Origin of the sequence: Nocardia jiangsuensis, assembly GCF_042650385.1 — a bacterium.
GTDB lineage: Bacteria > Actinomycetota > Actinomycetes > Mycobacteriales > Mycobacteriaceae > Nocardia > Nocardia jiangsuensis.
Genome location: NZ_JBHSAX010000017.1, coordinates 685,174 through 712,171 on the forward strand (window position 1 = coordinate 685,174; position 26,998 = coordinate 712,171).

The 26,998-nt window shown below is 72.2% G+C and carries 29 protein-coding genes; 16 read left to right on the top strand and 13 right to left on the bottom strand.

The genetic code is table 11. The features are described from left to right. The first annotated feature begins 25 nt into the window (after positions 1-25). Positions 26-562 (top strand): histidine phosphatase family protein, encoded by a 537-nt coding sequence (locus ACFO0B_RS22250; RefSeq protein ID WP_378614471.1) that lies wholly within the window; start codon positions 26-28, stop codon positions 560-562. Between the two features lie 4 nt (positions 563-566). Here ACFO0B_RS22250 and amaB read toward each other — a convergent pair whose 3' ends face one another. Further along, complete coding sequence (gene amaB, locus ACFO0B_RS22255; RefSeq protein WP_378614472.1) at positions 567-2,087, bottom strand: L-piperidine-6-carboxylate dehydrogenase; 1,521 nt, start codon at positions 2,085-2,087, stop codon at positions 567-569. 127 nt (positions 2,088-2,214) lie between these two features. Here amaB and ACFO0B_RS22260 point away from each other — a divergent pair, with 127 nt between their 5' ends. Together ACFO0B_RS22260 and lat are read left to right on the top strand one after the other, a co-directional pair. Beyond that, the gene (locus ACFO0B_RS22260) at positions 2,215-2,667 is read left to right on the top strand and encodes an Lrp/AsnC family transcriptional regulator (protein WP_067646402.1); all 453 of its coding nucleotides are present in this window, start codon (positions 2,215-2,217) and stop codon (positions 2,665-2,667) included. A gap of 64 nt (positions 2,668-2,731) precedes the next feature. Next, positions 2,732-4,045, top strand: a complete 1,314-nt coding sequence (lat, locus tag ACFO0B_RS22265; RefSeq protein ID WP_378614473.1) for an L-lysine 6-transaminase — start codon at positions 2,732-2,734, stop codon at positions 4,043-4,045. Positions 4,046-4,144: 99 nt separating this feature from the next. On the opposite strand, the gene ACFO0B_RS22270 is transcribed toward lat, so the two are convergent. Then, positions 4,145-4,483, bottom strand: coding sequence for a hypothetical protein (locus tag ACFO0B_RS22270; protein ID WP_378614474.1), 339 nt, complete (start codon positions 4,481-4,483; stop codon positions 4,145-4,147). Between the two features lie 222 nt (positions 4,484-4,705). Here ACFO0B_RS22270 and ACFO0B_RS22275 point away from each other — a divergent pair, with 222 nt between their 5' ends. Then, entirely contained in the window at positions 4,706-6,682 is a 1,977-nt protein-coding gene (locus tag ACFO0B_RS22275; protein ID WP_378614475.1) for a protein kinase domain-containing protein, read from the top strand. Here ACFO0B_RS22275 and ACFO0B_RS22280 read toward each other — a convergent pair whose 3' ends face one another. The 3 genes from ACFO0B_RS22280 to ACFO0B_RS22290 form a co-directional block, all read right to left on the bottom strand. Further along, a complete protein-coding gene (locus tag ACFO0B_RS22280; RefSeq protein WP_378614476.1) occupies positions 6,683-7,606 on the bottom strand; it encodes a patatin-like phospholipase family protein in 924 nt (307 codons plus the stop codon). Between the two features lie 273 nt (positions 7,607-7,879). After that, positions 7,880-9,673 carry an acetyl/propionyl/methylcrotonyl-CoA carboxylase subunit alpha gene (locus tag ACFO0B_RS22285; RefSeq protein ID WP_378614477.1) on the bottom strand — a complete coding sequence of 598 codons (1,794 nt, stop codon included), beginning with the start codon at positions 9,671-9,673 and terminating at the stop codon, positions 7,880-7,882. Between the two features lie 274 nt (positions 9,674-9,947). Then, positions 9,948-10,859, bottom strand: a complete 912-nt coding sequence (locus tag ACFO0B_RS22290) for a sulfurtransferase (RefSeq protein ID WP_378614478.1) — start codon at positions 10,857-10,859, stop codon at positions 9,948-9,950. Positions 10,860-11,019: 160 nt separating this feature from the next. Here ACFO0B_RS22290 and ACFO0B_RS22295 point away from each other — a divergent pair, with 160 nt between their 5' ends. Beyond that, on the top strand, positions 11,020-11,829 hold the full coding sequence (locus ACFO0B_RS22295) for a helix-turn-helix transcriptional regulator (protein ID WP_378614480.1): 810 nt from the start codon (positions 11,020-11,022) through the stop codon (positions 11,827-11,829). Here ACFO0B_RS22295 and ACFO0B_RS22300 read toward each other — a convergent pair. From ACFO0B_RS22300 to ACFO0B_RS22310, 3 genes are all read right to left on the bottom strand, one after another. Next, positions 11,755-12,387 (bottom strand): nucleoside triphosphate pyrophosphatase, encoded by a 633-nt coding sequence (locus ACFO0B_RS22300; RefSeq protein WP_378614481.1) that lies wholly within the window; start codon positions 12,385-12,387, stop codon positions 11,755-11,757. The two genes, ACFO0B_RS22295 and ACFO0B_RS22300, sit on opposite strands and share 75 nt — an antisense overlap. A 2-nt stretch (positions 12,388-12,389) precedes the next feature. Next, positions 12,390-12,713, bottom strand: coding sequence for an acyl-CoA carboxylase subunit epsilon (locus tag ACFO0B_RS22305; RefSeq protein ID WP_378614482.1), 324 nt, complete (start codon positions 12,711-12,713; stop codon positions 12,390-12,392). Between the two features lie 161 nt (positions 12,714-12,874). Next, entirely contained in the window at positions 12,875-14,515 is a 1,641-nt protein-coding gene (locus tag ACFO0B_RS22310) for an acyl-CoA carboxylase subunit beta (protein ID WP_378614483.1), read from the bottom strand. Positions 14,516-14,685: 170 nt separating this feature from the next. Here ACFO0B_RS22310 and ACFO0B_RS22315 point away from each other — a divergent pair, with 170 nt between their 5' ends. The 4 genes from ACFO0B_RS22315 (at position 14,686) to ACFO0B_RS22330 (ending at position 18,073) form a co-directional block, all read left to right on the top strand. Next, positions 14,686-15,471, top strand: coding sequence for a biotin--[acetyl-CoA-carboxylase] ligase (locus tag ACFO0B_RS22315; protein ID WP_378614484.1), 786 nt, complete (start codon positions 14,686-14,688; stop codon positions 15,469-15,471). A 62-nt stretch (positions 15,472-15,533) separates the two neighbouring features. Then, complete coding sequence (locus ACFO0B_RS22320) at positions 15,534-16,055, top strand: PH domain-containing protein (protein WP_378614485.1); 522 nt, start codon at positions 15,534-15,536, stop codon at positions 16,053-16,055. 28 nt (positions 16,056-16,083) lie between these two features. Continuing rightward, entirely contained in the window at positions 16,084-16,761 is a 678-nt protein-coding gene (locus ACFO0B_RS22325; RefSeq protein WP_357027721.1) for a response regulator transcription factor, read from the top strand. A gap of 1 nt (position 16,762) precedes the next feature. Further along, entirely contained in the window at positions 16,763-18,073 is a 1,311-nt protein-coding gene (locus ACFO0B_RS22330) for a sensor histidine kinase (protein ID WP_378614486.1), read from the top strand. A gap of 9 nt (positions 18,074-18,082) precedes the next feature. On the opposite strand, the gene ACFO0B_RS22335 is transcribed toward ACFO0B_RS22330, so the two are convergent. Then, positions 18,083-18,643, bottom strand: coding sequence for a GtrA family protein (locus ACFO0B_RS22335; RefSeq protein WP_378614487.1), 561 nt, complete (start codon positions 18,641-18,643; stop codon positions 18,083-18,085). Between the two features lie 46 nt (positions 18,644-18,689). On the opposite strand from ACFO0B_RS22335, the gene ACFO0B_RS22340 reads away from it, so the two are divergent. The 5 genes from ACFO0B_RS22340 (at position 18,690) to ACFO0B_RS22360 (ending at position 22,819) form a co-directional block, all read left to right on the top strand. Beyond that, the gene (locus ACFO0B_RS22340) at positions 18,690-19,910 is read left to right on the top strand and encodes a 5-(carboxyamino)imidazole ribonucleotide synthase (RefSeq protein ID WP_378614488.1); all 1,221 of its coding nucleotides are present in this window, start codon (positions 18,690-18,692) and stop codon (positions 19,908-19,910) included. Beyond that, positions 19,903-20,403 carry a 5-(carboxyamino)imidazole ribonucleotide mutase gene (gene purE, locus ACFO0B_RS22345; protein WP_378614489.1) on the top strand — a complete coding sequence of 167 codons (501 nt, stop codon included), beginning with the start codon at positions 19,903-19,905 and terminating at the stop codon, positions 20,401-20,403. Before ACFO0B_RS22340 ends, purE begins: the two co-directional genes overlap by 8 nt. Before the next feature lie 22 nt (positions 20,404-20,425). Further along, positions 20,426-21,100: a TetR family transcriptional regulator gene (locus ACFO0B_RS22350; RefSeq protein WP_378614490.1), complete on the top strand. Its 675-nt coding sequence runs from the start codon at positions 20,426-20,428 to the stop codon at positions 21,098-21,100. A 133-nt stretch (positions 21,101-21,233) separates the two neighbouring features. Beyond that, positions 21,234-22,391 (top strand): acyl-CoA dehydrogenase, encoded by a 1,158-nt coding sequence (locus ACFO0B_RS22355; protein WP_378614491.1) that lies wholly within the window; start codon positions 21,234-21,236, stop codon positions 22,389-22,391. 185 nt (positions 22,392-22,576) lie between these two features. Continuing rightward, positions 22,577-22,819: a hypothetical protein gene (locus tag ACFO0B_RS22360; RefSeq protein WP_233016230.1), complete on the top strand. Its 243-nt coding sequence runs from the start codon at positions 22,577-22,579 to the stop codon at positions 22,817-22,819. A 1-nt stretch (position 22,820) separates the two neighbouring features. Here the strand turns inward: ACFO0B_RS22360 and ACFO0B_RS22365 are convergent, their stop codons facing one another. After that, positions 22,821-23,102, bottom strand: coding sequence for a GNAT family N-acetyltransferase (locus ACFO0B_RS22365; protein WP_378614492.1), 282 nt, complete (start codon positions 23,100-23,102; stop codon positions 22,821-22,823). A gap of 40 nt (positions 23,103-23,142) precedes the next feature. Next, the gene (locus ACFO0B_RS22370; RefSeq protein ID WP_378614493.1) at positions 23,143-24,510 is read right to left on the bottom strand and encodes an FAD-binding oxidoreductase; all 1,368 of its coding nucleotides are present in this window, start codon (positions 24,508-24,510) and stop codon (positions 23,143-23,145) included. A gap of 148 nt (positions 24,511-24,658) precedes the next feature. On the opposite strand from ACFO0B_RS22370, the gene ACFO0B_RS22375 reads away from it, so the two are divergent. Beyond that, the gene (locus ACFO0B_RS22375) at positions 24,659-24,961 is read left to right on the top strand and encodes a hypothetical protein (RefSeq protein WP_378614494.1); all 303 of its coding nucleotides are present in this window, start codon (positions 24,659-24,661) and stop codon (positions 24,959-24,961) included. Positions 24,962-25,017: 56 nt separating this feature from the next. After that, on the top strand, positions 25,018-25,521 hold the full coding sequence (locus ACFO0B_RS22380) for a GtrA family protein (protein WP_378614495.1): 504 nt from the start codon (positions 25,018-25,020) through the stop codon (positions 25,519-25,521). A gap of 3 nt (positions 25,522-25,524) precedes the next feature. Here the strand turns inward: ACFO0B_RS22380 and ACFO0B_RS22385 are convergent, their stop codons facing one another. After that, positions 25,525-26,163, bottom strand: a complete 639-nt coding sequence (locus ACFO0B_RS22385; protein WP_378614496.1) for a Type 1 glutamine amidotransferase-like domain-containing protein — start codon at positions 26,161-26,163, stop codon at positions 25,525-25,527. Next, positions 26,163-26,996 (bottom strand): maleylpyruvate isomerase family mycothiol-dependent enzyme, encoded by an 834-nt coding sequence (locus ACFO0B_RS22390; RefSeq protein ID WP_378614497.1) that lies wholly within the window; start codon positions 26,994-26,996, stop codon positions 26,163-26,165. Before ACFO0B_RS22390 ends, ACFO0B_RS22385 begins: the two co-directional genes overlap by 1 nt. Between the last annotated feature and the right edge of the window lie 2 nt (positions 26,997-26,998).

Genomic DNA, 26,998 nt, shown 5'->3' on the forward strand with positions numbered 1-26,998 from the left:
CCGACAGCGCGGCTAACCTGCCGGTATGGCGGGGATGGTGCGGCTCGATCTGGTGAGCCACGGGATCACCGGTGCGTTGCGGGCCGCGCGCTTCCCGGACGACGAACCGCTGCTCGACACCTGGGCCGCTGCGCCGGTCGCGCGGCCGCCCGCGGTGGTGCTGACCGGGCCGGAGCAGCGGGCGCTGCGGACGGCCGGGCTGCTCGGCGTGCACGCCGAGGTCGATCCGGCGCTGCGGGATCTGGACGCCGGGCGGTGGCGTGGCCTCGACATGGGCGAGCTGCCGACGGAACAGCTGCACGCGTGGCTGACCGACCCGGCCTTCGACGGGCACGGGGGCGAGTCGGTGGCCGCCGTGGTGGCGCGGGTCGAGGCGTGGATGCGGCGGGTCGCCGCGGCGGGGGAACCGGTCCTCGCCGTGACGCACCCCGCGGTGGTGCGGGCCGCGGTGGTCGTCGCGCTCGGCGCGCCATCGAGCGCTTTCTGGCGGGTGGACGTCTCGCCGGGCTCCCGCACCCGCCTCCACTTCCGCGGCGCCTGGACCCTGCGCCTCCCGACCTGAACCCCTACTCGAACCGAATCCCCTGCGCCAGCGGCAACTCCGTCGAGTAGTTCACCGTGTTGGTGGCCCGCCGCATGTACGCCTTCCAGGAGTCCGACCCCGACTCCCGCCCGCCTCCGGTCTGCTTCTCCCCGCCGAACGCCCCGCCGATCTCGGCACCCGATGTCCCGATGTTGACATTGGCGATCCCGCAGTCCGACCCGTCGGCGGCGAGGAACCGCTCCGCCTCGCGCTGCTCCCCGGTGAAGATCGCCGACGACAACCCCTGCGGCACGGCATTGTGCAGCTCGATGGCGGTGTCCAGCTCGTCGTAGGTGAGCACGTAGAGGATCGGCGCGAAGGTCTCCTCCCGGACGATCGCGGTCTGCGCGGGCATCCGCACCAGCGCGGGCCGCACGTAGTAGGCGTCCGGCCCGAAGCCGTCCACCCTGGTGCCACCGGAGACGATCTCGCCCCCGTCGGCCACCGCACGCTCCAGCGCCGCCGTCATGGCGCGGTACCCGCGTTCGTGGATCAGCGGCCCGACCAGCACGCCCGGGTCGGTGGGGTCGCCCACCCGCAGCTGCCCGTAGGCGCCTGCCAGCCGGCCGACCAGCTCGTCCGCGATCGAACGGTGCACGATGAGCCTGCGCAGCGTGGTGCAGCGCTGCCCGGCGGTGCCTGCCGCCGCGAAGACGATGCCGCGCACCGCGAGCTCCAGATCGGCCGACGGGGTGACGACGGCGGCATTGTTACCACCCAGCTCCAGCAGGCAGCGGCCGAACCGCGCGGCCACCCGCGGCGCCACCGCCCGCCCCATCGGCACCGACCCGGTGGCGCTGAGCAGCGCGACCCGCGGATCGTCCACCAGCACCGCGCCGTTCTCCGCGCCGCCGAGCACCAGCTGGTGCACCTCGGGATCGGCGCCCACATCGCGCGCCGCCCGGCGCAGCAGGGTGTGGCAGGCCAGCGCCGTGAGCGGGGTCAGCTCGGACGGCTTCCAGACCACGGTGTCACCGCAGACCAGCGCGATCGCGGTGTTCCACGCCCACACCGCGACCGGGAAGTTGAACGCCGAGATCACCCCGACGACCCCGAGCGGATGCCAGGTCTCCAGCAGCCGGTGCCCGGGCCGCTCGGACGGCATGGTGCGCCCGTACAGCTGCCGGGAGAGCCCGACCGCGAACTCGCAGACGTCGACCATCTCCTGCACCTCACCGACCGCCTCCGCCGGAATCTTCCCCGCCTCCAGCGTGACCAGCCCGCCCAGCTCCTCCCGGTGGGTCACCAGGAGTTCGCCGAGCCGGCGCACCACGGCCGCGCGCACCGGCGCGGGCACCGTGCGCCAGCCGCGGAAGGCGTGCGCGGCGCGCTCGATCGCGGACTCGGCGTCGGCGGGCGAGTCGGTGCGAACGGGGAAGAGCACGGCGCCGGTGATCGGGGTACGGGCGCCGAGCTCGCCGGGCTCCGGCGCCGGGACGCCGAGCGCGTCGAGCAGGCCGAGCGCGCGGGCGGCGATCGGATCGGTGGTGACGGTATCGGTCACGGGGTCCTCCCTGGAGAGCGCGGAAACGCGAACATCGTTGGGTCCGAACGCAGCACGATCGGTGAAGCGGATGTGGACCGGCCGAACTTCCCACACCTGCGCGGTTCCGCTGAGTTAGCCTTCGGTGATGGCGGATTCACCTGCACGACCCGTTCTCGACGACATCGATCGTCTGCTGATCCGGGAGCTGATGGCCGACGGACGGGCGACGCTGTCGAATCTCGCGGAGAAGGCGAGCCTCTCGGTGTCGGCGGTGCAGTCGCGGGTGCGCAGGCTGGAGGCGCGCGGCGTGATCCGCGGGTACACCGCCAAGGTCGATCCGGAGGCACTCGGGCAGCTGCTCTCCGCATTCGTCGCTATCACCCCTCTCGATCCGTCGCAGCCCGACGATGCGCCCGCGCTGCTGCAGAGCATCCCCGGAATCGAGGCATGCCACTCGGTTGCCGGCGACGAGAGCTACGTCCTCACCGTCCGGGTGGCCTCGCCGCGGCACCTGGAGCAGCTGCTGCAGGAGATCCGGGCGACCGCCAACGTCCGCACCCGGAGCACCATCATTCTGCAGACATTCTACGACAAGTAGCCTTGCGCAGTAATTAGTACTGATATCTGTAGAGATTCCGCAAATTTTCCTTACGATTGGAGTTGTGACCCTCGAACTCGAACGTCCCGGCCCAGCTCCGGCCGATGTCCGCGAGCTCCTCGCGGCCAGCATCCTCGCCGACGGCTTCGACCTCGTGCTCGACCTGCGGCGTTCCGCGGGCAGGCGGCTCGTCGACGAACGGGACGGCACCGCCTACCTCGACATGTTCGGCTTCTTCGCCTCCAACGCACTCGGCATGAACCACCCCGCGCTCGCCGCCGACCCGGCCTTCCGCGCCGAGCTGCTGGAGGCGGCGCTGCACAAGCCGAGCAACTCCGACATCTACACCGTCGCCATGGCCCGGTTCGTCCGGACCTTCGTCCGCGTGCTGGGTGACCCGCGGCTCCCGCACCTGTTCTTCGTCGACGGCGGGGCGCTGGCGGTGGAGAACGCGCTGAAGACCGCCTTCGACTGGAAGAGCAGGCACAACCAGGCGCGCGGGCGTCCGGCGGACGGGTCCCGGGTGCTGCACCTGACCGGCGCGTTCCACGGTCGCTCCGGCTACACGCTCTCGCTCACCAATACCGATCCGGTGAAGACCGACCGCTTCCCCAAGTTCGACTGGCCGCGCATCGAGGCGCCGTACCTGCGCGCGGGCCGCGACGTGCGTGCCGCCGAGGAGCGGGCGCTCGCCGCCGCGCGCCGCGCCTTCGCCGAGTATCCGCACGACATCGCCTGCTTCCTCGCCGAGCCCATCCAGGGTGAGGGCGGGGACCGGCACCTCCGCCCCGAATTCCTGCTCGCCGTGCAGGAAATGTGTGTCGAGCACGATGCCTTGTTCGTGCTCGACGAGGTGCAGACCGGGGTGGGGATCACCGGAACGACCTGGGCCTACCAGCAATTGGGGTTGGCGCCGGATGTGGTGGCGTTCGGGAAGAAGACGCAGGTCTGCGGGATCATGGCCGGTGGGCGGGTGGCCGAGGTGCCGGACAATGTGTTCCATGTCGGCTCGCGGCTGAACTCCACGTGGGGCGGGAATCTCGGCGACATGGTGCGGGCGCGGCGGATTCTCGAGGTGATCGAGGCCGACGGGCTGGTCGAGCGGGCCGGGGAGCTGGGGGCGCACCTGCTCGAGCGGCTGCGCGGGCTCGTCCCGCTGGTGCGTGATCCGCGCGGGCGCGGGCTGTTCTGCGCCGTCGACCTGCGCTCCGGTGATTTTCGGGACGAGGTGGTGCGGGTGCTGCGCGAGCGGGAGCACGTGCTCGTGCTCGGAACCGGGGAGCGCGGGATTCGGTTCCGTGCGCCGCTCACGGTGACCGTGCAGGAGCTGGACGAGGCGGTCGACGCGCTGGGGCGGGTGCTGGTGGAGCTGGGCTGAGGCGCCTGGTTCGGCGCAGGCCCGAACCTGACCCGAGTGCGGCGGCCGCCGGTGCCCCGCAGCCGCGGCGCCGGCCCGCTGGACACCCGTGCGGGCTCGTCAGCCGACCCGGAGGCCGAGCGCACCCTCGCTGAAGCGGACCACCGCGCCGCGGGCGGCGTCGAGCGCCGCCTCGAAACCGTCTCGCGCCCAGCCGGTGACGGTGGCCGTCCCGTCCGCGCCCGGCGTCACCCCGATCTCGGCGACCAGCTCGGCGGTCGTCGGCTCGCACACCGCCCAGGAGAGGTGCGTGCCGTCGGCCCACCGCGCGGCGCGGTCGCGCACGTGGTCGGGGTCGGTGATGCCGCCCGCGCGCAGGGCGGGGCGGTCGTCGATCCGCTCGTCGGCGCGGAGCGCGCGCAGGTACCAGGAGCCCGCGTTGATCTCGACTGGTTCCATCAGCGCGCGGCCGTCCGCGGCGGGGTTCGCATGGGGCAAGGGTAGGGGGTCGGCCGGGTCACAGGAATCGGCACTGGGCGGCGCGACGGTCCGGGGTTACGCTGCGTTCGGGGGTGGGGATCGGAATCCCGAGCTCCGATGCCGGCCACTCGACGGCGACGGGAGGTACGTGATGGGGTCCGTTCGAGCGGGCTTGGACCGGCTGCCCGGCGGTAACCGCTGATGGCGGCCGCGCGCTTCGGCCGCTACCGGCTGGACCGGCTGCTCGGCAGCGGCGGGATGGGCCAGGTCTGGCTCGCGCACGACACCGAGGCGGGCAGGCGGGTCGCGCTCAAGCTGCTCTCCGCCGCGCTCACCGCCGACGAGACCTACCGCCGCCGCTTCGAGCGCGAGGCGCAGGTGGTCGCCGGGCTGGACAGCCCGCACATCGTGCCGATCCACTCGCACGGCGCCGTCGACGGGCGGCTCTACATCGAGATGGCGTACGTCGACGGTACCGATCTCGGCGCCCGGCTCGCGTCCGGCGGGCCGCTGCCCGCCGGGGTCGCCGTCGCGGTGATCACACAGGTGGCGCGGGCGCTGGATTGCGCGCACGCCGCCGGGCTGGTGCACCGCGACGTCAAGCCGTCCAACATCGTGGTGCGGCCGGACGGGTTCGCCGTGCTCATCGACTTCGGGATCGCGCACGGGGTCGGGCACACGCAGATGACCACCGCCGGAATGGCGATCGGCACCTGGGCGTACATGGCGCCCGAGCGATTCTCCGGCAGCGCCGACGCCCGCGCGGACGTGTACTCGCTGGCCTGCGTCTTCTACGAATGCCTCACCGGGAAGCGGCCGTTCGGCGACACCGATCCGGCGCGGCAGATGCACGGGCACCTCATGACCGTGCCGCCGAGCGTCGCCGGTGTGCCCGGTGTGCCCGCCGGATTCGACGCGGTGATCGCGCGCGGGCTCGCCAAGGAGCCGGGGGATCGCTACCCCTCCGCCGGGGAGTTCGCCGCCGACGCCGTGCGGCTGCTGCCCGGATCGGGCGGGCCGATGCCGACGCTGTCCATGCCTGTTCCGGGGCCGACGCCGACCCTGGTCGCCACGCGGTACGAACCGCCGCGGGTGGGGGCAGCCGGGGCCGCACGGAGCGCGGCCGGGCCGCCTGCCGGTGCCGGGCAGGTCGGCGCGGCGGGGGTGGCGGCCGGTGTGGCCGCGTGGATCGGGGCGGCTGTCGGCCGGGCCGGGCACGGTGCCGAATCGGGCACTCCCGGGCAGCCGGGCTCGGTGGCAGGTCCCGGCCCGTCGAGCCGCGGTGCCGCGAATGCGGCGCCGCGGGGTGCGGGCCGGGCGGTGGTCGGCGCGCCGAGGCCCGTTCCGGCGATCGCGCCCCGGCCTGCCGCATCCGGGTATCCGGTGCCCGGCCGTGCGGTGGCGCCCGGCGGCAACGGGGGCGCGGGGAACCTCGCGTCCGAGCGCAAGTGGTACCTGCGCCGCCCGGCGGCCGGTCCGGCGCAACCCCCGGCGAACTGGGCCCGTCCGATTCAGGACTACGCCCGCTCGTTCCGCCCGGCGGGCTGGAACGCGGTGCAGCCGCGCCGCCCAGCACACGGCCCGTCCTGGCCGTCTCGCGGCGGCAGCGCCCCGGCGTACCCGGTGCGCCCGGCCCGGGCGCCGCGGCGCAGGCGCAAACGCGGGGGCCTGCTGCGCCGGTTGGTCCTGGCGACCATCGTGATCGTCATCGCCCCCTTCGCGGTCGCCGCGGGCTGCCTGGCGCTGATCGCGGCGGGGACACCGGACGATGCCGAGGGCACCCCGCCGACGGTGCAGGAATCGCTGGGCCCGGCCCGGGACGGCAAGTTCGAATTCCTGGTCACGAAGGTGGAGTCCGGGGTGGCGCGGATCGGGCTGGAGACGGCGTCCGGCGCGTACACCGTTGTCCGCATGGACGTGCGCAACATCTCGGACGAGCCGAAGTGGTACACGCCGTTCGGGCAGAAGCTGATCGACAGCACCGGGCAGGCGCACGACCAGGACACCACCGCCACCGCCTGGCACAACGCCCAGCAGGGCTACGGCCACTCCTTCGAACTGGCCCCCGCCACCTCGGGCTCGACCATCATGGTGTTCGACCTGCCGAGCGGCACCGCCCCCGCCTACCTGGAGCTGCACGACTTCGCCTTCTCGGACGGCGTCACCGTCGGGCTCTGATCAGGCGTCGACGCTCGCGAAGGCGGTGTGCACCGCGCGCCGTCCGATCTCCAGCGCCGCGGCGAGCAGGTCGGTGTCCCGCGCGCTGCTCCCGACCTCCGGCGCCCCCGCGGGCGGGTACAGCTGCACGGCGGCGCCGCCCAGCTCGGTGGGCAGCGGGTCCTCGGTCTCCCGCTGTGCCTCGCGGGCGAGCCAGGCGCGGTAGGCGCCAGGGGCGCGCAGCCGCAGGTAGTTGCCGCCGATCACGCGGTGGCTGCGCGAGGTGGGCGGGCGGAGTTCGTCGGCGCGGCGGGTGCGCAGGACCAGCAGGTGCGTCGGGTTCGAGCGCAGCGCGGTGCGGATCGGGACCGGCTCGGCGATGCCGCCGTCGAAGTACGGGACGCCGTCCAGGATCACCGGGCCGCCGGCCAGGATCGGCAGGTTGGCGCTGGCGCGCAGCGCGAGCAGCAGGCTCGGCTTGTCCACGATGTGCGGGCGCAGGTCGATGGCGTTGCCGGTGCGGGCGTCGGTGGCGATGGGGTGGAAGGTGGTGCTGTTGTTCAGGATGGCGGGGAAGTCCATCGGCTCCAGGCCGTCGTAGACGCGGTGCACCAGGTAGTGCACGTCGAATGCGGCGCCGCCGCGGAACAGGCGCCGGGGGTCGATGACGCGGTTCATGATCGTGCGGTCGGTCCAGGAGCGCATGCCGGGGATCGCGCGGCCGCACAGCAGCCAGGCGCCGTTCACCGCGCCCGCCGAGGTGCCGTACACCGCGTCGAAGACGCCGGCCAGCCCCAGCTCCTCCAGACCCTTGACCATGCCGCTGGAGTACACCCCGCGGCTGCCCCCGCCCTCGATCGCCAGCACCAGCCGGTGCCCGTCCGCGCGCGACCCCGTCGCACGCCTGGCCCGGATCACCTCGGCGAGGGTGGGGATTTTGGTCATCCGACCGAGATTACGCCCGCGGAGGGTGGAGAAGGGATATGGGGGCTGCGCCCCCAAACCCCACAGCGCCCGACGGGCGGTAAGCGCGCACGCGCCCCTGGAACCTCCACAGCGCGCGAAGGGCGGTGAGCGCGTACGCGCCCATGAACCTCGCAATGCCCGACGGGCGGTGAGCGCGTATGCGCCTCCGAACCCCCACAGCGCCCGACGGGCGGTAGGCGCGTATACGCCCACCGCCCGTCGGGAGGTCGGGGACGAAGCCCCGCGAAACTTCTACTTGATCTCCGCCAGGACAGTGCCCTGGGTGATGGCAGCCCCCGCCTCGACGGCGAGCCCGGTGACAACCCCCGCCTTGTGCGCGTTGACCGGATTCTCCATCTTCATCGCCTCGAGCACGGCGATCAGATCCCCGGCCTCGACCGACTGCCCCTCCTCGACCGCGACCTTGACCACGGTGCCCTGCATGGGCGCGGTCACCGCGTCACCGGAGGCTGCGCCGCCGGCGGCCCCGCCGCGCTTGCGCGGCTTGGGCTTCTTCCGGACGACGTTGTTGCCCGCGGGCGCCGCGCCGCCGCCGATGGAGAAGCTCCCGGGCAGCGAGACCTCGACCCGGCGCCCGCCGACCTCGACGACCACCTTCTGCCGCGGCTCTTCCTCGTCCTCGTCGGCCGGGGCACCGGGGGTGTAGGGCTCGATGGTGTTGTTCCACTCGTTCTCGATCCACTTGGTGTAGACGTCGAACTTCGTGCCGTCGCCGATGAAGGCGGGGTCGTCGATGACCGCGCGGTGGAACGGGATGACCGTGGCCAGGCCGTCGACCTGGTACTCGGCCAGCGCCCGGCGGGCCCGCTCCAGCGCCTGGGTGCGGTTCTCGCCGGTGACGATGAGCTTGGCCAGCATGGAGTCGAACTGGCCGCCGATCACGCTGCCCTGCACCACGCCGGAGTCGACGCGCACGCCGGGGCCGGTGGGCTCGCGGTACACCGCGACCGGGCCGGGGGCGGGCAGGAAGCCGCGGCCCGCGTCCTCGCCGTTGATCCGGAACTCGATGGAGTGCCCGCGCGGGGTCGGGTCCTCGGTGATCTCCAGCGCGTCGCCGTTGGCGATGCGGAACTGCTGGCGCACCAGGTCGATGCCCGCGGTCTCCTCGGTGACCGGGTGCTCGACCTGCAGGCGGGTGTTCACCTCGAGGAAGGAGACGGTCTCGCCCTGCACCAGGTACTCGACGGTGCCCGCGCCGTAGTAGCCGGCCTCCTTGCAGATCCGCTTGGCGGACTCGTGGATCTGGGCGCGCACGGCATCGGAGAGGAACGGCGCGGGGGCCTCCTCGACCAGCTTCTGGAAGCGGCGCTGCAGCGAGCAGTCGCGGGTGCCGGCGACCACGACGTTGCCGTGCGTGTCCGCGATGACCTGCGCCTCGACATGCCGCGCCTTGTCCAGGTACTGCTCGACGAAGCACTCGCCGCGGCCGAAGGCGGCGATCGCCTCGCGGGTCGCCGACTCGAACAGCTCCGGGATCTCCTCGATGGTGTGCGCGACCTTCATGCCGCGCCCGCCGCCGCCGTACGCGGCCTTGATGGCCACCGGGACGCCGTACTGCTTCGCGAACTCGACGACCTCCTCGGCGTTCTGCACCGGGTCCTTGGTGCCAGCGGCCATCGGCGCCTTCGCGCGCTCGGCGATGTGCCGCGCGGTGACCTTGTCGCCGAGATCGCGGATGGACTGCGGCGAGGGGCCGATCCAGATCAGCCCGGCGTCGAGGACGGCCTGGGCGAAGTCGGCGTTCTCGGAGAGGAAGCCGTAGCCGGGGTGGATGGCGTCAGCGCCGGAGCGGGCGGCCGCGTCCAGGATCTTGTCGAACACCAGGTACGACTCGGCCGAGGTCTGGCCACCGAGGGCGAACGCCTCGTCGGCGAGCTTCACGAAGGGCGCGTCGGCGTCGGGTTCCGCGTAGACAGCGACGCTGCCGAGGCCGGCATCCTTGGCTGCCCGGATAACGCGCACCGCGATCTCGCCTCGATTGGCGACGAGTACCTTCGAGATCCGCGCGCTGGCATGGCTGGGCACTGAGCCTCCTGTGTGCATTCTTCCGGTCGCTTCGCCGGGTAGGGTTCCGCTTCGCTCCCGTGGGTCGCAACCTACGTTCTCGGCGAGTGTAGGCAGTCTGCCAACACGGGCGGAACACCGGCCAGCCCTACTGGGGAGTAGGCCGCAGATCACAATTCCCGCGTTTTCCCCGCCGTGGCGCGCCGTTCGTGCACGCGGCGAGGTTCCGAGTGCCATCGCCCGGCGGCGCCCCGGTGTCCGGATCGCCCCTGATCGATGGCTGGAAGGGTGTGCGTCAGCGTCGATTTCGGCGGGTACCGGCAAGGGGAGCCCGCCCCGGCTCGGCACCGCGTGCCACCGGCATCCGGACCGCGTTGCCCCACTCCAGCCAGGAGCCGTCGTAGTTGCGCACCGCCGCGATGCCGAGCAGGTGCGCCAGCACGAACCAGGTGTGCCCGGCGCGCTCCCCGACCCGGCTGTAGACGACGACGTCGTCGGCGCCCGCCACCGCGGCGTAGGCGCGGTCCAGGTCGGCGCGCGGCCGGAAGCGGCCGTCCAGCCCGATCGCCTCGGTCCACGGGATGTTGACCGCCGTGGGGATGTGCCCGCCGCGCAGCGCGGTCTCCCTCGAGCGATCCGGCTCGTGCGTCTCCTCGCCCGCGTACTCGGCGGGGGAGCGCACGTCGACCAGCGGGAGGCCGAGGTGGCGCAGCACGTCGTCGCGGAAGGCGCGGGCGGTGCCGTCGTCGCGCTCCACCGCCGGGTAGCCGACCGCTGGGATGATCGGCGCGTCGAAGGTGGTGTCCCGCGCCTCGGAGATCCAGGCGTCCCTGCCGCCGTCGAGCAGCCGGACGTCCGGGTGGCCGAAGAGCCCGAAGATCCAGGCGGCGTGCGCGGCCAGCGAGTTGCCGCGGTCGCCGTAGAGCACGACGGTGTCGTCGCGCGCGATGCCCTTGGCGCGCATGAGTTCGGTGAAGCGGGCGCCGTCGAGGTAGTCGCGGCTGAGTTCGTCGCCGAGCTCGGCGCGGCCGTCGATCTTGACCGCGCCCGGGATGTGCCCGATGTCGTAGAGCCGGGGGTCCTCGTTCGCCTCGACGATGCGCAGGCCGCAGGCCCCGAGGTTTGCCGACAGCCATTCGGTGGTTACCAAGCGGTTCGGGTGTGCGTAGGAACCGAAAGCCGGGTTCGGATCCGGGGGGAGTGGCACGATCTGTTTCCTCCACACTCGATCGAGAAGTGGTAACGGTGGTGTGGTCGCGCGCGGTGAAATCCGTGTGGGCGGTGAACGCGTTTCAGATCACGATCGGATGAATGGTGATTTCGCCGCACCCCCATCCGATAAAGTCTCCCGGGAGGAGGGGTCAGCTATGTCCGATTCTTGGCCGCGGCGGCGACTGCTCGCGATCCTACGTGGCGCGGCGGAGCCCCTCGACGCCCAGGAGCTGGCTCGGATCACGGGCCAGCACGTGACCACGGTTCGTTTCCACCTGGATGTGCTCACCCGGGAATCCCTGGTCCGCCAGTTCCAGCAGCCGCCGCGCGGCCGCGGCAGGCCGCGGATCGGCTACTCCGCGGTGCAGCGATCCGTGGGTTACCAGGATCTCGCGCAGGCGCTCGCCGATCAGCTCGGCCCGGATCGCCGGGCCCGCACCGAGGCCGGGATCGCCGCCGGGCGCGCCTGGGGCGCCAAGCTGGACGCCGGCGAGGAGCGGGTGGAGACGCTGGACGGCGCCAAGGACCTCTCCATGACGCTCTCGTCGGAGCTGGGCTTCGCGCCGGAGCGCGACCCGGGCGCCGACACCGCGGAGCAGGTGCAGATCCGGCTCACCGCCTGCCCGCTGCGCGAACTCGCGCGCACCCACTCCGATGTCGTCTGCGGCGTGCACGTCGGGCTGCTGCAGGAGGTGCTGGACCGCAGCGGCGCGCGCGACCGGGTGAAGGTGCGGATGCGGCCGTTCGTCGAGCCGGAGCTCTGCCTGGCCCGGCTGGAGCTGGTGCGCGGCCGCCCGGAGCCGAGCGCGCGCTCGGAGGAGCCGCGCGAGGTGCCGACGCTGCCCATCGTGGACAGCCCGGTGGCGGCCGAGCCGCGGATCGCCCCGCCCTCAGCCGGGCGGATCCCCCCACAGCTGCGCAATGGAGAGACCGACGTCGTGAAGGAGTCGGCGAAGCAGTGGTAGCCCGATCCCGATGACGCTGGAGGGGTCGCCCTCCAGCCGCTCGACGAACCAGCCGCCGCGGCCGTCCAGGGTGAAGGCCCCCGCGACCTGCAGCGGCTCGCCGGTGGCGATGTAGGCCTCCAGATCGGCCGGGTCGGGGTCGGCGAAGTACACCGTCGTCGTGCTGGTGTCGACCGCCGACGCGGTCACCGCGCCGTCGGTCAGCCGCAGCACGCAGTGCCCGGTGAGCAGATCGGCGCTGCGCCCGGCGACCGCCTTCCAGCGCTCGCGGGCCACCTCGGGGGTGTACGGCTTGCCCTGGAGTTCGCCGTCGACGAGCAGCATGGAGTCGCAGCCGACGACGACGCAGTCGGCGGGCAGCTCACCCGTGGCCGCGACCGCGCGGGCCTTGGCCTTCGCCAGCTCCTCGACCACCGTGCGCGGCGCGGAGTCCGGCGGCAGCGCGGCGGCCACCGCGTCCTCGTCGACATCGGAGATGCGGACGACGGGCTCGATGCCCGCCGCGCGCAACACCGCCCGGCGGGCGGGCGAGGCCGAGGCCAGGACCAGAACGGGCACGGTCAGTCGCGGCCGTACGCCAGCGCGGGGAAGGCGTAGGGCGAGAACGGCGCGGCGCCGCGGTGCAGCAGGGCGGGCCTGCCCCACAGATCCACCGGCCCCCGCTCGCCCGGCGCGGCCGAACCGGCCGCCGCGGTGAACACGCAGACCAGCGCGGCGATCTCCTCGTCCGACGGGTTGCCCCGCTCGACCCGGAGCAGCGGGGCAATGCTCGCCCCGGCCGCCGCGGGCTCCGCGCTCGCCGACTCGGCCTGCTCCGTGCCCGGATCGGCCGTGAGGTCCAGTTCGACGGCGGACAACACCTCGTCTTCTGCCACGGTCGTCACAGTGCAGATCCTCTCTCTACCTCGGGCGGGTGCACCCTCATCGGGCATACCCGCTCCGAGCGCCTGCGGCACCGGCGGATGTGAAGGCAGCCGCCTCCGCATCCACCAGTGTGCGGTCTCATCGTTACCAGTGTGCGCGGCCTACAGAGGGTATCGCGCGATCAGAGCGGGATGTTGCCGTGCTTCTTCGGCGGCAGGCTGACCATCTTGCGCTCCAGCAGCCGCAGCGCGGAGACGATCTGGCCGCGGGTGTGCGAGGGCGGGATGACCGCGTCCACGTAGCCGCGCTCGGCCGCCACGTACGGGTTCACGAGCGTGTCCTCGTACTCGTTCTGCAGCTCGAGCCGCAGCGCATCGACGTCGGAGCCCGCCGCGGCGGCGTCCTGCAGCTTCTTCCGGTAGACGAAGCCGATGGCGCCGGAGGCACCCATGACGGCGATCTGCGCGGTCGGCCAGGCCAGGTTCACATCGGCGCCGAGGTGCTTGGAGCCCATGACGTCGTAGGCGCCGCCGTAGGCCTTGCGGGTGATGACCGTGATCTTCCCCACAGTGGCCTCGCCGTAGGCGTAGAGCAGCTTGGCGCCGCGCCGGATGATGCCGTTGTACTCCTGGCCGGTACCGGGCAGGAAGCCGGGCACGTCCACCAGGGTGACGATCGGGACGTTGAAGGCGTCACAGGTGCGGACGAAGCGGGCGGCCTTCTCCGAGGCGTCGATGTCGAGGCAGCCGGCGAACTGGGTGGGCTGGTTCGCCACGATGCCGACGCTGCGGCCGTCGATCCGGCCGAAGCCGACGACGATGTTCATCGCGCGCTCGGCCTGCACCTCGAGGAACTCGTCGTCGTCCAGCAGCCGGCGGATGACCTCGTGCATGTCGTACGGCTGGTTCGGCGAGTCCGGGATCAGCGAGTCGAGCTCCAGATCCTCCTCGGTGAGCGACTCCTCGATGGCGCCGGTGATCGGGTCGGTCGCCGGGAAGCGCGGCGCCTCGGCGCGGTTGTTGCTCGGCAGGTAGGAGAGCAGGTCCTTGACGTAATCCAGCGCGTCCTGCTCGCCGGAGGCGACGTAGTGCGCGACGCCGGACTTCACCATGTGCGTGTGCGCGCCGCCCAGATCCTCCATGGTGACGTCCTCGCCGGTGACCGTCTTGATGACGTCGGGGCCGGTGACGAACATCTGGCTGGTCTGGTCGACCATCACCACGAAGTCGGTGAGCGCGGGGGAGTAGACGTGCCCGCCCGCGGCCGGGCCCATGATCAGCGAGATCTGCGGGATCACGCCGGAGGCCTGGATGTTGCGGTGGAAGATCTCGCCGTAGAGGCCGAGCGAGACGACGCCCTCCTGGATGCGCGCGCCCGCGCCCTCGTTGATGCCGACCAGCGGGCGGCCGGTCTTCAGCGCGAGATCCATGACCTTGACGATCTTCTCGCCGTACACCTCGCCGAGGCTGCCGCCGAAGACGGTGACGTCCTGGCTGAAGATGCAGACGTCGCGGCCGTCGACGGTGCCGTAGCCGGTGACGACGCCGTCGCCGAGCGGGCGGTTCTTGTCCAGCCCGAAGTTCACGCTCCGGTGCCTGGCCAGCGCGTCGAGCTCGACGAAGGAGCCCTCGTCCAGCAGGGCCAGGATGCGCTCGCGCGCCGTCATCTTGCCCTTGGCGTGCACCTTGTCGACGGCGGCCTCACCCATCGGGTGCTTGGCCTCGTCCAGCCGATTGCGCAGGTCAGCGAGCTTCCCGGCGGTGGTGTGGATATCGGGTTCGCCCGCCGATCCGGATGCGGGTTGCTGCTGGACACTCGTCATGGGTTCGGAGTGTAGCCAGTGCCGCTGGTACCGGGTAACACCTCCTCTGCTACTCATCGGTAGAAAAGCCCTGGTCGCCGTCGGATTTCCGGAGTTGTGCACAGCTGGCGCAAGGGGTCTGCCGACCCCGGAATCGCAGGTCGCGGGGGGCTGCCGAGTAGCCTTCCGATGTGCAGCGGACACCCCTTGACGCCGAGCGGCTGCGCCGCGAGCGCGTGCCCTTCTTCACTCGGCTCGATGTGGTCGAGACCACCGGCTCCACCAACGCCGACCTGATCGCGCGGGCCGTCGCCGACCCCGCCGCCGACCGTGAGGTGCTGCTCGCCGAGCTGCAGGAGAGCGGGCGCGGCAGGCACGCGCGGGCCTGGGGCAGCCCGCCGCGCACCCAGATCTCGGTCTCGGTCCTGGTCCGGCTCGCCGGGGTCGATCCGGCGGTGCTCGGCTGGCTGCCGTTGCTCACCGGGGTCGCCGTGGTGGACGCCGTGCGCGCGGCGGCCTGCGTGCCCGCTGAGCTCAAGTGGCCGAACGACGTGCTGGTCGGCGGGCGCAAGCTGGCAGGCATCCTGGCCGAGGTCGCGGTCGCGGGGCCGGACCCGGCTGTGGTGGTCGGCGTCGGGCTGAACGCCGAGCTCACCGCCGCGGAGCTGCCGGTGCCGCACGCGACCTCGCTGGTACTCGAGGGCGCCACCGTCGACCGCACCACCATGGCCGGAGCCCTGCTCGCCGCCTTCGCCGAGCGCTTCGCCGCCTGGCGGGACACGGGCTGGGACACCGCCGACCTCGCGGCGGCCTACCGCGCGCGCTGCGGCACCATCGGCGCCAGGGTGCGCGCCGAGCTGCCCGGCGGCCGGGAGCTGATCGGGATCGCCACCGACGTCGACGTGGCGGGCCGGTTGCTGGTCGGCGCCGAGGCGGTCTCGGCGGGCGACGTCACCCATCTGCGCCCGGCGGGCTGACCGCCCGATCGGCGAATCGCGCTGCGGCCGTTGTCGTCCCCGGTGGGCGGTAGGGTGCGGCCATGGGTTATCCGGAGGACGTGCTGGCCCCCGACGAGCACCTGCTGCTGCATCGCCATCCGCACTGGAAGATGCTGTTCTGGCCGATCGTCATCCTGGTGGTCGGCACCGCGCTGGCCGGCTTCGCCGGCGGCGTGATCTCGCGCAACGTCACCGACGAGACGCTCGCCATCGGGCTCCTCGTCGCGGTGCTCGTGGTCTGGCTCGCGCTGCTCGCCTGGCGCGTGATCGGGCCGGTGGTCAGCTGGAAGTCGACGCACTTCATCGTCACCGACCGGCGGGTGCTGGTCAGGCAGGGCGTACTCACGCACTCCGGCATCGATATCCCGATGAGCCGGATCTCCAGCGTGCAGTTCCGGCACGGGCTCTTCGACCGGCTGCTCGGCACCGGAACCCTGATCATCGGCTCCTCCTCGGACGAGCCGCTGGAGTACGACGACATCCCGGCGGTGCAGCGGGTGCACTCGCTCCTCTACCACCAGGTTTTCGAGGTGGAGCACCGGCACGAGCGCTGGGACGACTGAGCCGCGCCTCCGCCCGTAATCTGGGCGCATGACGGCGGTACTGCTCGGTGAGGACGACGAGGCGATCGCGGCACCGCTCTCGCGCGCGCTCGGCCGCGAGGGCTACACGGTGACGGTGGAGAGCTTCGGCCCCGCGGTGCTGCGCCGCGCCCTCGAGGGCGGCCACGACCTGCTCATCCTCGACCTCGGGCTGCCGGGGATGGACGGGCTGGAGGTGTGCAGGCAGGTCCGGGCCAGCGGCGCCGAGCTGGCCGTGCTGATGCTCACCGCGCGCACCGACGAGGTGGACTTCGTCGTCGGGCTGGACGCGGGCGCCGACGACTACGTCGGCAAGCCGTTCCGGCTGGCCGAGCTGCTGGCCAGGGTGCGCGCGCTGCTGCGCCGCAGCGGCCTCGGCGACGACACCGTCGAGGTCGGCGGCATCCGGCTGGAGCCCGCCGCGCGCCGGGTGCTGGTGAACGGCGTCGAGGTCGGGCTGGCGAACAAGGAGTACGAGCTGCTCAAGGTGCTGATCGACCGGGCCGGGCAGGTGGTGCCGCGGGAGACCATCCTGCGCGAGGTCTGGGGCGATGCCGAGCTGCGCGGCTCCAAGACGCTCGACATGCACATGTCCTGGCTGCGCAGGAAGATCGGCGACGAGGGGCCGATGGCCGAGCGCCGGATCGTCACCGTCCGCGGTGTCGGGTTCCGGCTGAACACCGACTGACGTGCGCCGCCGCATCCTGCGCTCGATGCTCACCGTGCTGACGCTCACCACGGTGGTGCTCGGGTTGCCGCTGGTCTACACGGCCTGGCTCTGGGTGGAGGACATCACCCGCAACGACCTGCGCGACCGGCTGGACCGGATGGCCGTCGAGATCATCGCCCAGGAGCAGGACACCGGGACCGTCCCCGGCGAGCTGGACACCAGGGCGGTCGGCACGCTCGTCCCGGACGGCGGCAAGCTCACCATCGTCTACCCGGCGCCGCTGGACAGCGCCGTGCGGATGGACATCGGGGTGGACCGGGTGAGCGATCCGCTGGTCGAGTCGCTCTCCATGGGCGAGCGCGGCTCGCTGCGGCTGGAGGTGCCGTCCGGGCCGATGCACTCCATGCAGCGGCAGGCGGTCGGCGCGGTGGCGCTGGCCGTGCTCGCCTCGCTGACCGCGGCGGTGACCGTCGCCGTCGTCACCGCGCGCCGGGTCGCCGACCCGCTCAGCGATGTCGCCGCGCGCGCCGCCCGGCTCGCCGAGGGCGACTTCCGGGCGGACAACCGGCGGCACGGCATCGCCGAGCTGGACCGGGTCTCCGACGTGCTGGACGCCGCCACCGTGGAGATCGCGGGCCGGTTGCAGCGCGAGCACGCGCTGGTCGCCGACGTCTCGCACCAGCTGCGCAGCAGGCTCACCGCGGTCCGGCTGCGGCTGGACGAGCTCTCCGTGCACGCCGACCCGGACGTGGTGCAGGAGGCCGAGGCGGCGATGGCCCAGGTGGACCGGCTCACCGGTGCCATCGACGACCTCGTCCGCGCCGCCAGGGACGACGACGCCGCCGACCGCGACCCGGTGCCGGTGATGGACGAGCTGCGCGGCGTCATTGCCGAGTGGGCGCACCCGTTCCGGGATGCCGGGCGGGTGCTCACCCTGCTCGGCGACGAATCGCTGCGCGCCCCGATCACCGGCTCCCGGCTGCGCGAGGCGCTCGCCGTGCTGCTGGACAACGCGCTGCACCACGGCGACGGCACCTGCACCGTCTCGGTGCGGCTGGTGCACGGCGGCAGGGCACGGGTGCCGCTGGTCTGCGTCGAGGTGGCCGATCAGGGCGACGGGGTCAGCGACGAGCTGGCGCCGCACATCTTCGACCGCGGCTTCTCCGGGGCCGGCTCGACCGGGGTCGGGCTGGCGCTGGCGCGGGCGCTGGTCGAGGCCGACGGCGGCCGGCTGGAATTGCAGCGCAGGCGCCCCGCGCTCTTCGCGCTGTTTCTCGGCGCGCCGACGCCGAATCGCGTGGCCGCCGGAGTCGGCGCCGAACCGCGCTGAGTAAAAAGGTCAGGGACGCACGGTCGGCGGCTCGGTGCCGAGATTCTCGACCTCGATGAGCTCCTCCAGCTCCTCGATGATCACGTCCATCTCGTCCGGGAAAACCCAGCGCCGCATCGCCCAGAATCGGAACGCCATCTGCAGCAGATTGCCGATCACGAACGCGCTCACGAAGTCGGCGATGTTCTCGGTGGCGAAGCTCACGGCGGGTTGGCGCAGGTCGAAGACGTAACTGGAAATCCACAGCGGGATATTGCTCAGCGCCACGCCGACGCCGCTGACCACGAAGAACAGCAGCGCCTCGTGGTGCTTCTCCCGGCCGCCGCGGTTCTTGAACGACCACTCCCGGTTCAGAATGTAGGAGGCGATCACCGCGATCACGCCGGAAATGATCTTGGCCGTCACCGGCTTGTCCGCGAGGACCGTCCACTTCAGCAGGTAGAAAATGCCGCTGTCGATCACGAAGGTGGTAGCGCCGACGATCGCGAACTTGATCAGTTCACGATTACGGAGCGCCAGCTCCCGTGCTGTGGGCGGGAGTGCGCGGACCACCTCGTCGACGATTGACACAAGGCCCGAGTGTAGCGCCGGGTCGCGCGCACCGATTCTGCGCTCCATGACAACATTGACCGACGTGAGCGCACGTTCCTTCGATCCAGCGGCGATGCCGACCGTCACCATGGTCGGTGGCGGGCAACTCGCGCGGATGACGCACCAGGCCGCGATCGCCCTCGGGCAGCGGCTCCGGGTACTGGCCGAGCGGCCCGACGACCCGGCCGCTCAGGTCAGCCCGGACGTGGTCTTCGGCAGCCATACCGACCCGGTGGCGCTGCGCAGAGCCGCCGTCGGGTCGCACGCCCTGACCTTCGACCACGAGCACGTGCCGACCGAGCACCTGGAGGCGCTGGTCGCCGAGGGCGTCAACGTGCAGCCGCCGCCGTCGGCGCTGCGCTACGCCCAGGACAAGCTGGCCATGCGGACCAGGCTGAGCGAGCTCGGCCTCCCCGTGCCCGCCTTCACCGCGGTGGAGACGGCGGCGGACGCCGAGCGGTTCGGCGCCGAGCACGGCTGGCCGGTGGTGCTCAAGGCGATCCGCGGCGGCTACGACGGCCGCGGGGTCTGGATGCCCGCCGACGCCGCCGAGGCGCGCGCCATCGTCGGCGAGCAGCGTGCCCGCGGGGTTCCGCTGCTGGCCGAGGCCAGGGTGGCGTGGGTGCGCGAGCTCTCCGCCATGGTGGCGCGCTCACCGTTCGGGCAGGCCGCGACCTGGCCGGTGGTCGAGACGGTGCAGCGCAACGGGCAGTGCGCGGTGGTGCTCGCCCCCGCGCCCGGGCTCTCCGAGGAGCTCGCCGCCGAAGCCGAGACGCTGGCGCTGCACCTGGCCGCCGAGCTCGGCGTGGTCGGCGTGATGGCGGTCGAGCTGTTCGAGACCGCGGACGGCGAGCTGCTGGTCAACGAGCTCGCCATGCGTCCGCACAACAGCGGCCACTGGGGGATGGACGGCGCCCGCACCGGCCAGTTCGAGCAGCACCTGCGCGCCGTGCTCGACTACCCGCTCGGCGACACCACCCCGCTGGCCCCGGTCACCGTGATGGCGAACATCCTCGGCGCGCCCGAGGCGCCCGCGATGGCGATGGACGAGCGGCTGCACCACCTCTTCGCCCGGGTGCCGGAGGCCAAGGTGCACCTCTACGGCAAGGGCGAGCGGCCGGATCGCAAGATCGGCCACGTGAACATCCTCGGCGACGACGTCGCCGCGGTGCGGGAGAAGGCGGAGCGGGCGGCGCACTGGATGTCGCACGCGGTATGGACCGACGGATGGGATCCGCATGAGTGAACCGCAGGTCGGCCTGATCATGGGCAGCGACTCGGACTGGCCGACCATGGAGGCCGCTGCCGAGGCGCTCGCCGAGTTCGGCATCCGCTTCGAGGTGGGCGTGGTCTCCGCGCACCGCACCCCGCAGCGCATGCTCGACTACGCGAAGGCCGCCGCCGAGCGCGGTCTGAAGGTGATCATCGCCGGTGCGGGCGGTGCCGCGCACCTGCCCGGGATGGTCGCCTCGGCCACCCCGCTCCCGGTGATCGGCGTCCCGGTGCCGCTGAAGTACCTGGACGGCATGGACTCGCTGCTCTCCATCGTGCAGATGCCCGCGGGCGTTCCGGTCGCCACCGTCTCCATCGGCGGCGCCCGCAACGCCGGGCTGCTCGCCGCCCGGATCCTCGGCACCGCCGACCCGGCTCTGCGCACCCGCATGCAGACCTTCCAGGCGAATCTCGAGCAACTCGTCCTCGGCAAGGACGAAGCGCTGCGCGCGACGCTGCTCGGCTGAGCTTCTCGATACGCTCGAGTCCGTGACCATCGACGAATCCGCGCGAATCCGCGCAGGCGCCGACACGGCTCGGTTCCGGCTCGCCGTGGTGGAGCAGGCGCTGCTCCTTTTCGCCGAGAAGGGGTACGAGGCCACGACCGTGGACGAGATCGCCGAGGCGGCGGGGATCTCGCGGCGTACCTTCTTCCGGCAGTTCCGGTCCAAGGAGGACGTGATCTTCGCCGATCACGAGTCGCAGCTGGCGCAGGCGGCGGCCTTCCTCGACGGCTCGGACGGCGATCCGTGGGAGGCGGTCTGCACCGCGGTGGTGCAGGTGTTCGAGCGGTTCACGCAGTGGCGGGAGATCGCGGCGCGCCGGTACCGGGTGGTGCGGCAGGTGCCCGCGCTGCGCGAGCGCGAGATCGTCACGGTGTTCCGCTACGAGCGGCTCTTCACCGACTTCCTGCGCGAGCGGCTGCCCGAGGTGCCGGACCTGAGCCGGGTGCAGTTCACCGCCGCCGTCACCGCGACGCACAACTACCTGCTGCGCCGGATGGTGCGCGGCGAGTCCGACGCGGGCGCCGCCGACCTGCGCCAGGAGCTGGCCGCGATCCCGCGCGGGGCGCCGGGCGAGGAGCTGGTGGTGGCGGTGTTCCCGCGGGGCATGGCGCCCCGGCGGGTGGCCGACCTGGTGACCAGGCAACTCGGTAGTCTGTGACCCTGGTCACCATCACCGGCCACCTGGCACTGAGTGCCACTCGGCAGCGTCGAATAGCCGAAAAGCGCTCTATACTGAAGCGAAGTGTGGCACGCAGTGCCGGTGAGCACCGACAACCAGAAGTGGAGCCGTCATGGCGGGTAACCCCGATTTCGACCTGTTCAAGCTGGAGGACTTCCACGACGAGCTGCGCGCCGCCATCCGCGCGCTGTCGGAGAAGGAGATCACCCCGCACGCCAAGGACGTCGACGAGAAGGCCCGCTTCCCCGAAGAAGCGCTGGCCGCGCTCAATTCGTCCGGCTTCAACGCGGTGCACGTGCCGGAGCAGTTCGGCGGCCAGGGCGCCGACTCGGTCGCCACCTGCATCGTGATCGAGGAGGTCGCCCGGGTCTGCGGCTCCTCCTCGCTCATCCCCGCGGTGAACAAGCTCGGCACCATGGGCCTCATCCTGAACGGCTCGGACGAGCTCAAGCAGCAGGTCCTGCCGGACATCGTGAACGGCGAGATGGCCTCCTACGCGCTCTCCGAGCGGGAGGCGGGCTCGGACGCCGCCTCCATGCGCACCCGGGCCAAGCAGGACGGCGACAGCTGGGTGCTGAACGGCTCCAAGTGCTGGATCACCAACGGCGGCAAGTCCTCCTGGTACACCGTGATGGCGGTGACCGACGCCGAGAAGGGGTCGAACGGCATCTCGGCGTTCCTGGTGCACAAGGACGACGAGGGCTTCGTGGTCGGGCCGCTGGAGCACAAGCTCGGCATCAAGGGCTCGCCCACCGCCGAGCTGTACTTCGAGAACTGCCGCATCCCCGGCGATCGGATCGTCGGCGAGCCGGGCACCGGTTTCAAGACCGCGCTGCAGACCCTCGACCACACCCGCCCCACCATCGGCGCGCAGGCCGTCGGGCTGGCCCAGGGCGCGCTGGACGCCGCGATCGCCTACACCAAGGACCGCAAGCAGTTCGGCACCAGGATCGCCGACTTCCAGAACACCCAGTTCATGCTGGCCGACATGGCGATGAAGATCGAGGCCGCCCGGCTCATGGTCTACACCTCCGCGGCCCGCGCCGAGCGCGGCGAGCAGAACCTCGGCTTCATCTCCGCCGCCGCCAAGTGCTTCGCCTCGGACGTCGCCATGGAGGTCACCACCAACGCCGTCCAGCTCTTCGGCGGCGCCGGCTACACCACCGACTTCCCGGTGGAGCGCATGATGCGCGATGCCAAGATCACCCAGATCTACGAGGGCACCAACCAGATCCAGCGGGTCGTCATGTCGCGCGCACTGCTGGGCTGATTCAACCGACTCCGGCGCTGAACCCCGGTACCGTTCGGGTATCGGGGTTCACGCGTGCGCGCGTCCGTATCCGAATCCAGGGGTGTCGGGCCACCGCGTACAGGAGGACGATTTCAGGCATGAGTGGGGTGGAAATAACCGACAGATATGTCCGGCGCACTCTTCCCGGCGGGCGGGTCGAGGAAGTGAGCTGGGCAGATCTCGCGGAGGTCCGCATCATCACCAGTACCGACGGGCCCTTCGCCGACGATGTGTTCTTCGTCCTGATCGGGGCGAAGGGCAATGGCTGCGCGGTGCCGCAGTCGGATGGCGGGAAGTCGCTGCTGCACCGGCTGCGGGCGCTGCCCGGCTTCGACAACGAGGCTGTGGTCGCGGCGATGGGGTGCACCACCGATCACCAGTTCCTGTGCTGGCGGCGGTCGAACTGAGTCAGGATGCGACGAGGTCGCGGTACTCGCTGTGCGCGGCGATGAACTGGTCGACGTACCAGCAGGTGGGCAGCACGGTGAAGCCGTGCTCGCGCGAGTCGCGCAGCGCGTACTCGACCACCTCGGCGGCGACCCCGCGGCGGCGGAACTCGGGGAACGTCACGGTGTGGTTGAAGTCGCGGACGGTGCCGCGCTCGGCGTAGTCGGCGTACCCGGCCAGCACCTCGTCCACGTAGATCTCGAACCTGGTGTCCGCGGCATTGTGTTTCAGCTCGGTGGTCATGGTCGGTAGAACCTCGCTGGGAACGCCGATGTTCCGGTCCTCACAGGATGGCGCCGGGGTTGAGGATGCCGGTCGGGTCGAGCGCGTCCTTGATCCGCCTGGTCAGCGCCATCACGTCGGGGCCGACCTGATCCGGCAGCCAGGCCTTCTTCAACCGGCCGACGCCGTGCTCGCCGGTGATGGTGCCGCCGAGCGCGATGGCCAGGTCCATGATCTCGCCGAAGGCGCGGTGCGCCCGCGCGGTCTGCTCGGCATCGGCCGGGTCGTGCACGATGAGCGGGTGCGTATTGCCGTCCCCGGCGTGCGCGATCACCGAGACGGTCACCGCGTTGCGCTCGGCGATCCCGGCGATTCCGGAGACCAGGTCGGCGAGCCGGGGCAGCGGTACCCCGACGTCCTCGAGCAGCAGCGGCCCGAGCCGCTCCACCGCCGGGATGGCGAACCGGCGGGCCGCGGTGAAGGCCTCGCCCTCCTCGGGATCGGCGGTGCTGAAAACCTCGATGGCCCCTGCCTTCTCGCAGGCGGCGACCATGAGCTCGGCCTCGTGCGCGGCGAAGGCGCCCGGCGCGTCGGAGCGGGCGACGAGCAGCGCGGCGGCCGAGCGGTCCAGCCCCATGCGCAGCTCGTCCTCGACGGCGTTGACCGCGACCGAGTCCATGAACTCCAGCATGGCCGGGCGCAGCGCGGCGGTGATGGCGAGGATCGCCTCGGTGGCGGAGTCCAGGTCGGCGAAGCTCGCGACGACGGTGCTCAGCGGTGGCTGCGCGGGCAGCAGCCGCAGGGTGAGCTCGGTGATCACGCCGAGCGTCCCCTCGCTGCCGACGAAGAGCTTGGTGAGCGAGAGCCCGGCGGAGTCCTTGAGCCGCGGCCCGCCGAGCCGCACCGGGGTGCCGTCGGCGAGCACCACCTCCATGCCGAGCACGTAGTCGCTGGTCACGCCGTACTTCACGCAGCACAGCCCGCCCGCGTTGGTGGCCGCGTTGCCGCCGATCGAGCAGATCTCGAACGACGACGGGTCCGGCGGGTACCACAGCCCGTGCTCCGCGACGGCCCGCTTGACCTCGGCGTTCAGCAGCCCGGGCTGCACCACCGCGGTGCGCGTCACCGGGTCGACGCTGATCGCGCGCATCCGCTCGGTGCAGAGCACGATGCCGCCTGTCACCGCGGTCGCGCCGCCGGAGAGCCCGGAGCCCGCGCCGCGCGGCACCACCGGAACGCCGTGCGCGTGCGCCCAGCGCAGCGTGGCCGCGACGTCCGCGGTGGCGGTGGCCCGGACGACGGCGAGCGGGGTGCCCGCGCCGGGATCCTTCGCCCAGTCGTGGCGGTACCCGGCCAGCACGTCCGGATCGGTGACGACGGCGCCCGCCGGGAGCGTGGCGATCAAGTCCTGTAGCTGCACACTTGCCACGCTAGCTGTCCGAAACACGGATTTCACCGGCGTTCGCTTGGTGGCCGGCCGGGTGCGGGGCCACAATCATCCGACAGGGGTAGCGGAGTTCGGGGCGTGAACCTGCGAGGGGTCGGGTGTCATTCAGCGCGCAGGAGGGATTATCAGCATGATCGCAACACCGGACTACCGCGAACTCGTCACCGCGGTGATCGGCCCCGAGGTGGCCGAGGCAGGATTGGACGACGAGACCGTGCGCCGGATCGAGGCCGGCGAGATCGACGACTGGCTGGCCGCGCTGGCGAGCTCCGGGTTCTTCGACAAGCCGGCGCTGGCCACCATCGGCGCGCAGTGGCGGCGGGACCCGCGGCTGCTGGCCGAGCTGCTGCTCGAGCACGCCGACGACCTCACCAGGCGCAGGCTGGCCGCGCTGCGCCCGGCGGGCGGCAGCCGCAGCAGCCGGATCGGCTGACGCCGGGTTCGCCCGCCGCTCACCTGGCCGACACCTGCCGGTGGCATCCTGCGGGCGTGGGCGAACCGGCGGACCTCCGCGACGAAGCAACGGCACCCGAAGCGTCCATCGACGGCATCGCGGACCGTTTCGGCCGCTGGTGCGAGCGGGTGGTCGCGCTGCTCCCGCTCGGCCTCGACCGGTTGATCCCGCCGACCTTCCTCGGCTTCGCACTGATCAACACCTTCACCTTCGGCGTCGACCTGCTGCTGCTGACGATCATGTACGGCGGGCTCGGGCTGCCGATCTGGTTCGCGGTGAGCGCCGCCTACGCCTGCGCCTTCGGGCTGGCCTTCGTGCTGAACCGGAGCTTCAACTTCCACTCGCACGCGCCGGTGGCCGGGCAGGCGGCGGTGTACACGGTGGTCGTGGTGATCAACTACGCGGCCTTCATCCTCGGGGTCGGCGGCGGGCTGGTCGCGCTCGGCGTCGACTACCACCTCTCCCGGGTCCTGGCGGGTGGCTGCGAGGCCGTCTACATGTACAGCGCGATGCGCTGGGTGGTGTTCCGCAGGCGCTGAGGCTCAGTTCAGCAGCTCGGGTGCGCCGCCGTCGACGATCACCGCGTCGTCGTCGGTGAGCGCCCAGTGCGGCTTGCCCTCGGCGCGGAAGCGCGCGGCGAGCCGGGTGCAGATGCCGTCCGGGTCGGTCGGGGAGTCGACGTGCGGCACGATCGGGCGGTCGATCAGGCCGAGCCCGTCCCAGCGGGGTTCGACGCCGGTCGCCGGGCGCACCTCGGCCGGGTCGTCGGCCTCCTCGATGCCGTGCAGGTCCGGGCTCAGCAGGCAGGCGCCCGCGCTGTACCCCGCGTAGACCAGCGCGTCCTCGGCGAGCAGCGCGGGCAGCACGGCGTCCGCGCCGCTGCGGGCGAACTGGGCGCGCAGCACGAAGGTGTTGCCGCCGCGCACCCAGAGCAGCGGGAACCCGGCCAGGGTGGCGCGCAGCCGGTCCGGCGCGCCCGCGTACTCGCGCAGGTCGACCACCTCGGGGCGGAAGCCGAGGCGCCGCAGCGGCACCTCGTCGCTGGTCACCGCGGACTGCCAGGCGGCGGGCCAGGCGTCGCAGGCATTCGGGATCAGCCCGACCCGGCCCGGGGTGCCGACCAGCTGGAGCAGCCGGTCGGCGTGCGCGCCGAAGCGGTAGCTCGCCAGGAACAGCCGCATCAGATGGTGAAGGCGAGCGAGCGCACGAGCCGCTCGCCGAGTTCGGTGTCGCCGCGCAGCGCGATCTCGCCCGCGTGCGCGGTAGCCGGGGTGCGGCCGCCGCCGAGCCGGGTGAAGAGCCCGGAGTCGAGGGCGATCGCGGTGTCCGGCGGGCCGTCGAGCGCGTCCACGAAGCCGGCCCTTCCCCGCACCGCGACGCGCAGCGTGCGGGCCAGCGCGCCGGTCAGCTCGATCTCGATCCGCGCGCCGTCCGGCGCCTGCCCGCGCTTGACCAGCACCCGGGGGATCGAGCCGAGGAACTCCTCGAACGCCACCTCGCCGCGGCGGCCGCCCTCGGCCACGGTGACGCCGAGCGCGTCCGCGATGTCGATCTCGTGCATCCAGCAGTCGAAGAGCCGCACCCGCATGAAGCGGCCGTAGCTCACCTCGCCGATCGGCGACGGAGTCTTCGCGGCCCACGCCTCGGCGTCCAGCGCGCGCAGCGCGGCGGTGCGGCGCTCGGTCACCGAGGTGTAGAGCTCGAGCAGCCGGGCGGACGGCAGCGGGCGCAGCCGGTCCACCCAGATCTCGTTCAGCACGCCGGTCTCGTTGCGCACGTGCGGCAGCTCGCGCACGTCGACCTTGGGGCGCAGCGGGTCGGCGGCGGGCGGGCGCTCGCCGAGCAGCCAGGACTCGGTGCCGATGACGTGCGCGAGCACGTCGAAGACGGTCCAGCCGGGCAGCGCGGTCCGGGTGCGCCAGCCCGGCTCGTCCAGGTCGGCGACGAGGCGGCCGAGCGCCTGCCACTGCTCCGCCAACAGGTCGATCAGTTCGGCCTGCTCGGGTTCGCTCACCG

What these genes read in the sequence shown, in the direction of transcription:
- ACFO0B_RS22340 (WP_378614488.1), top strand. Translation starts at nt 18,690, where the DNA reads ATGACAACATTGACCGACGTGAGCGCACGTTCCTTCGATCCAGCGGCG.
- ACFO0B_RS22280 (WP_378614476.1), bottom strand. Translation starts at nt 7,606, where the DNA reads ATGACCAAAATCCCCACCCTCGCCGAGGTGATCCGGGCCAGGCGTGCG.
- ACFO0B_RS22295 (WP_378614480.1), top strand. Translation starts at nt 11,020, where the DNA reads ATGTCCGATTCTTGGCCGCGGCGGCGACTGCTCGCGATCCTACGTGGC.
- ACFO0B_RS22365 (WP_378614492.1), bottom strand. Translation starts at nt 23,102, where the DNA reads ATGACCACCGAGCTGAAACACAATGCCGCGGACACCAGGTTCGAGATC.
- ACFO0B_RS22385 (WP_378614496.1), bottom strand. Translation starts at nt 26,163, where the DNA reads ATGCGGCTGTTCCTGGCGAGCTACCGCTTCGGCGCGCACGCCGACCGG.
- ACFO0B_RS22310 (WP_378614483.1), bottom strand. Translation starts at nt 14,515, where the DNA reads ATGACGAGTGTCCAGCAGCAACCCGCATCCGGATCGGCGGGCGAACCC.
- ACFO0B_RS22275 (WP_378614475.1), top strand. Translation starts at nt 4,706, where the DNA reads ATGGCGGCCGCGCGCTTCGGCCGCTACCGGCTGGACCGGCTGCTCGGC.
- ACFO0B_RS22320 (WP_378614485.1), top strand. Translation starts at nt 15,534, where the DNA reads ATGGGTTATCCGGAGGACGTGCTGGCCCCCGACGAGCACCTGCTGCTG.
- ACFO0B_RS22270 (WP_378614474.1), bottom strand. Translation starts at nt 4,483, where the DNA reads ATGGAACCAGTCGAGATCAACGCGGGCTCCTGGTACCTGCGCGCGCTC.
- ACFO0B_RS22375 (WP_378614494.1), top strand. Translation starts at nt 24,659, where the DNA reads ATGATCGCAACACCGGACTACCGCGAACTCGTCACCGCGGTGATCGGC.
- ACFO0B_RS22260 (WP_067646402.1), top strand. Translation starts at nt 2,215, where the DNA reads ATGGCGGATTCACCTGCACGACCCGTTCTCGACGACATCGATCGTCTG.
- ACFO0B_RS22355 (WP_378614491.1), top strand. Translation starts at nt 21,234, where the DNA reads ATGGCGGGTAACCCCGATTTCGACCTGTTCAAGCTGGAGGACTTCCAC.
- purE (WP_378614489.1), top strand. Translation starts at nt 19,903, where the DNA reads ATGAGTGAACCGCAGGTCGGCCTGATCATGGGCAGCGACTCGGACTGG.
- ACFO0B_RS22325 (WP_357027721.1), top strand. Translation starts at nt 16,084, where the DNA reads ATGACGGCGGTACTGCTCGGTGAGGACGACGAGGCGATCGCGGCACCG.
- ACFO0B_RS22250 (WP_378614471.1), top strand. Translation starts at nt 26, where the DNA reads ATGGCGGGGATGGTGCGGCTCGATCTGGTGAGCCACGGGATCACCGGT.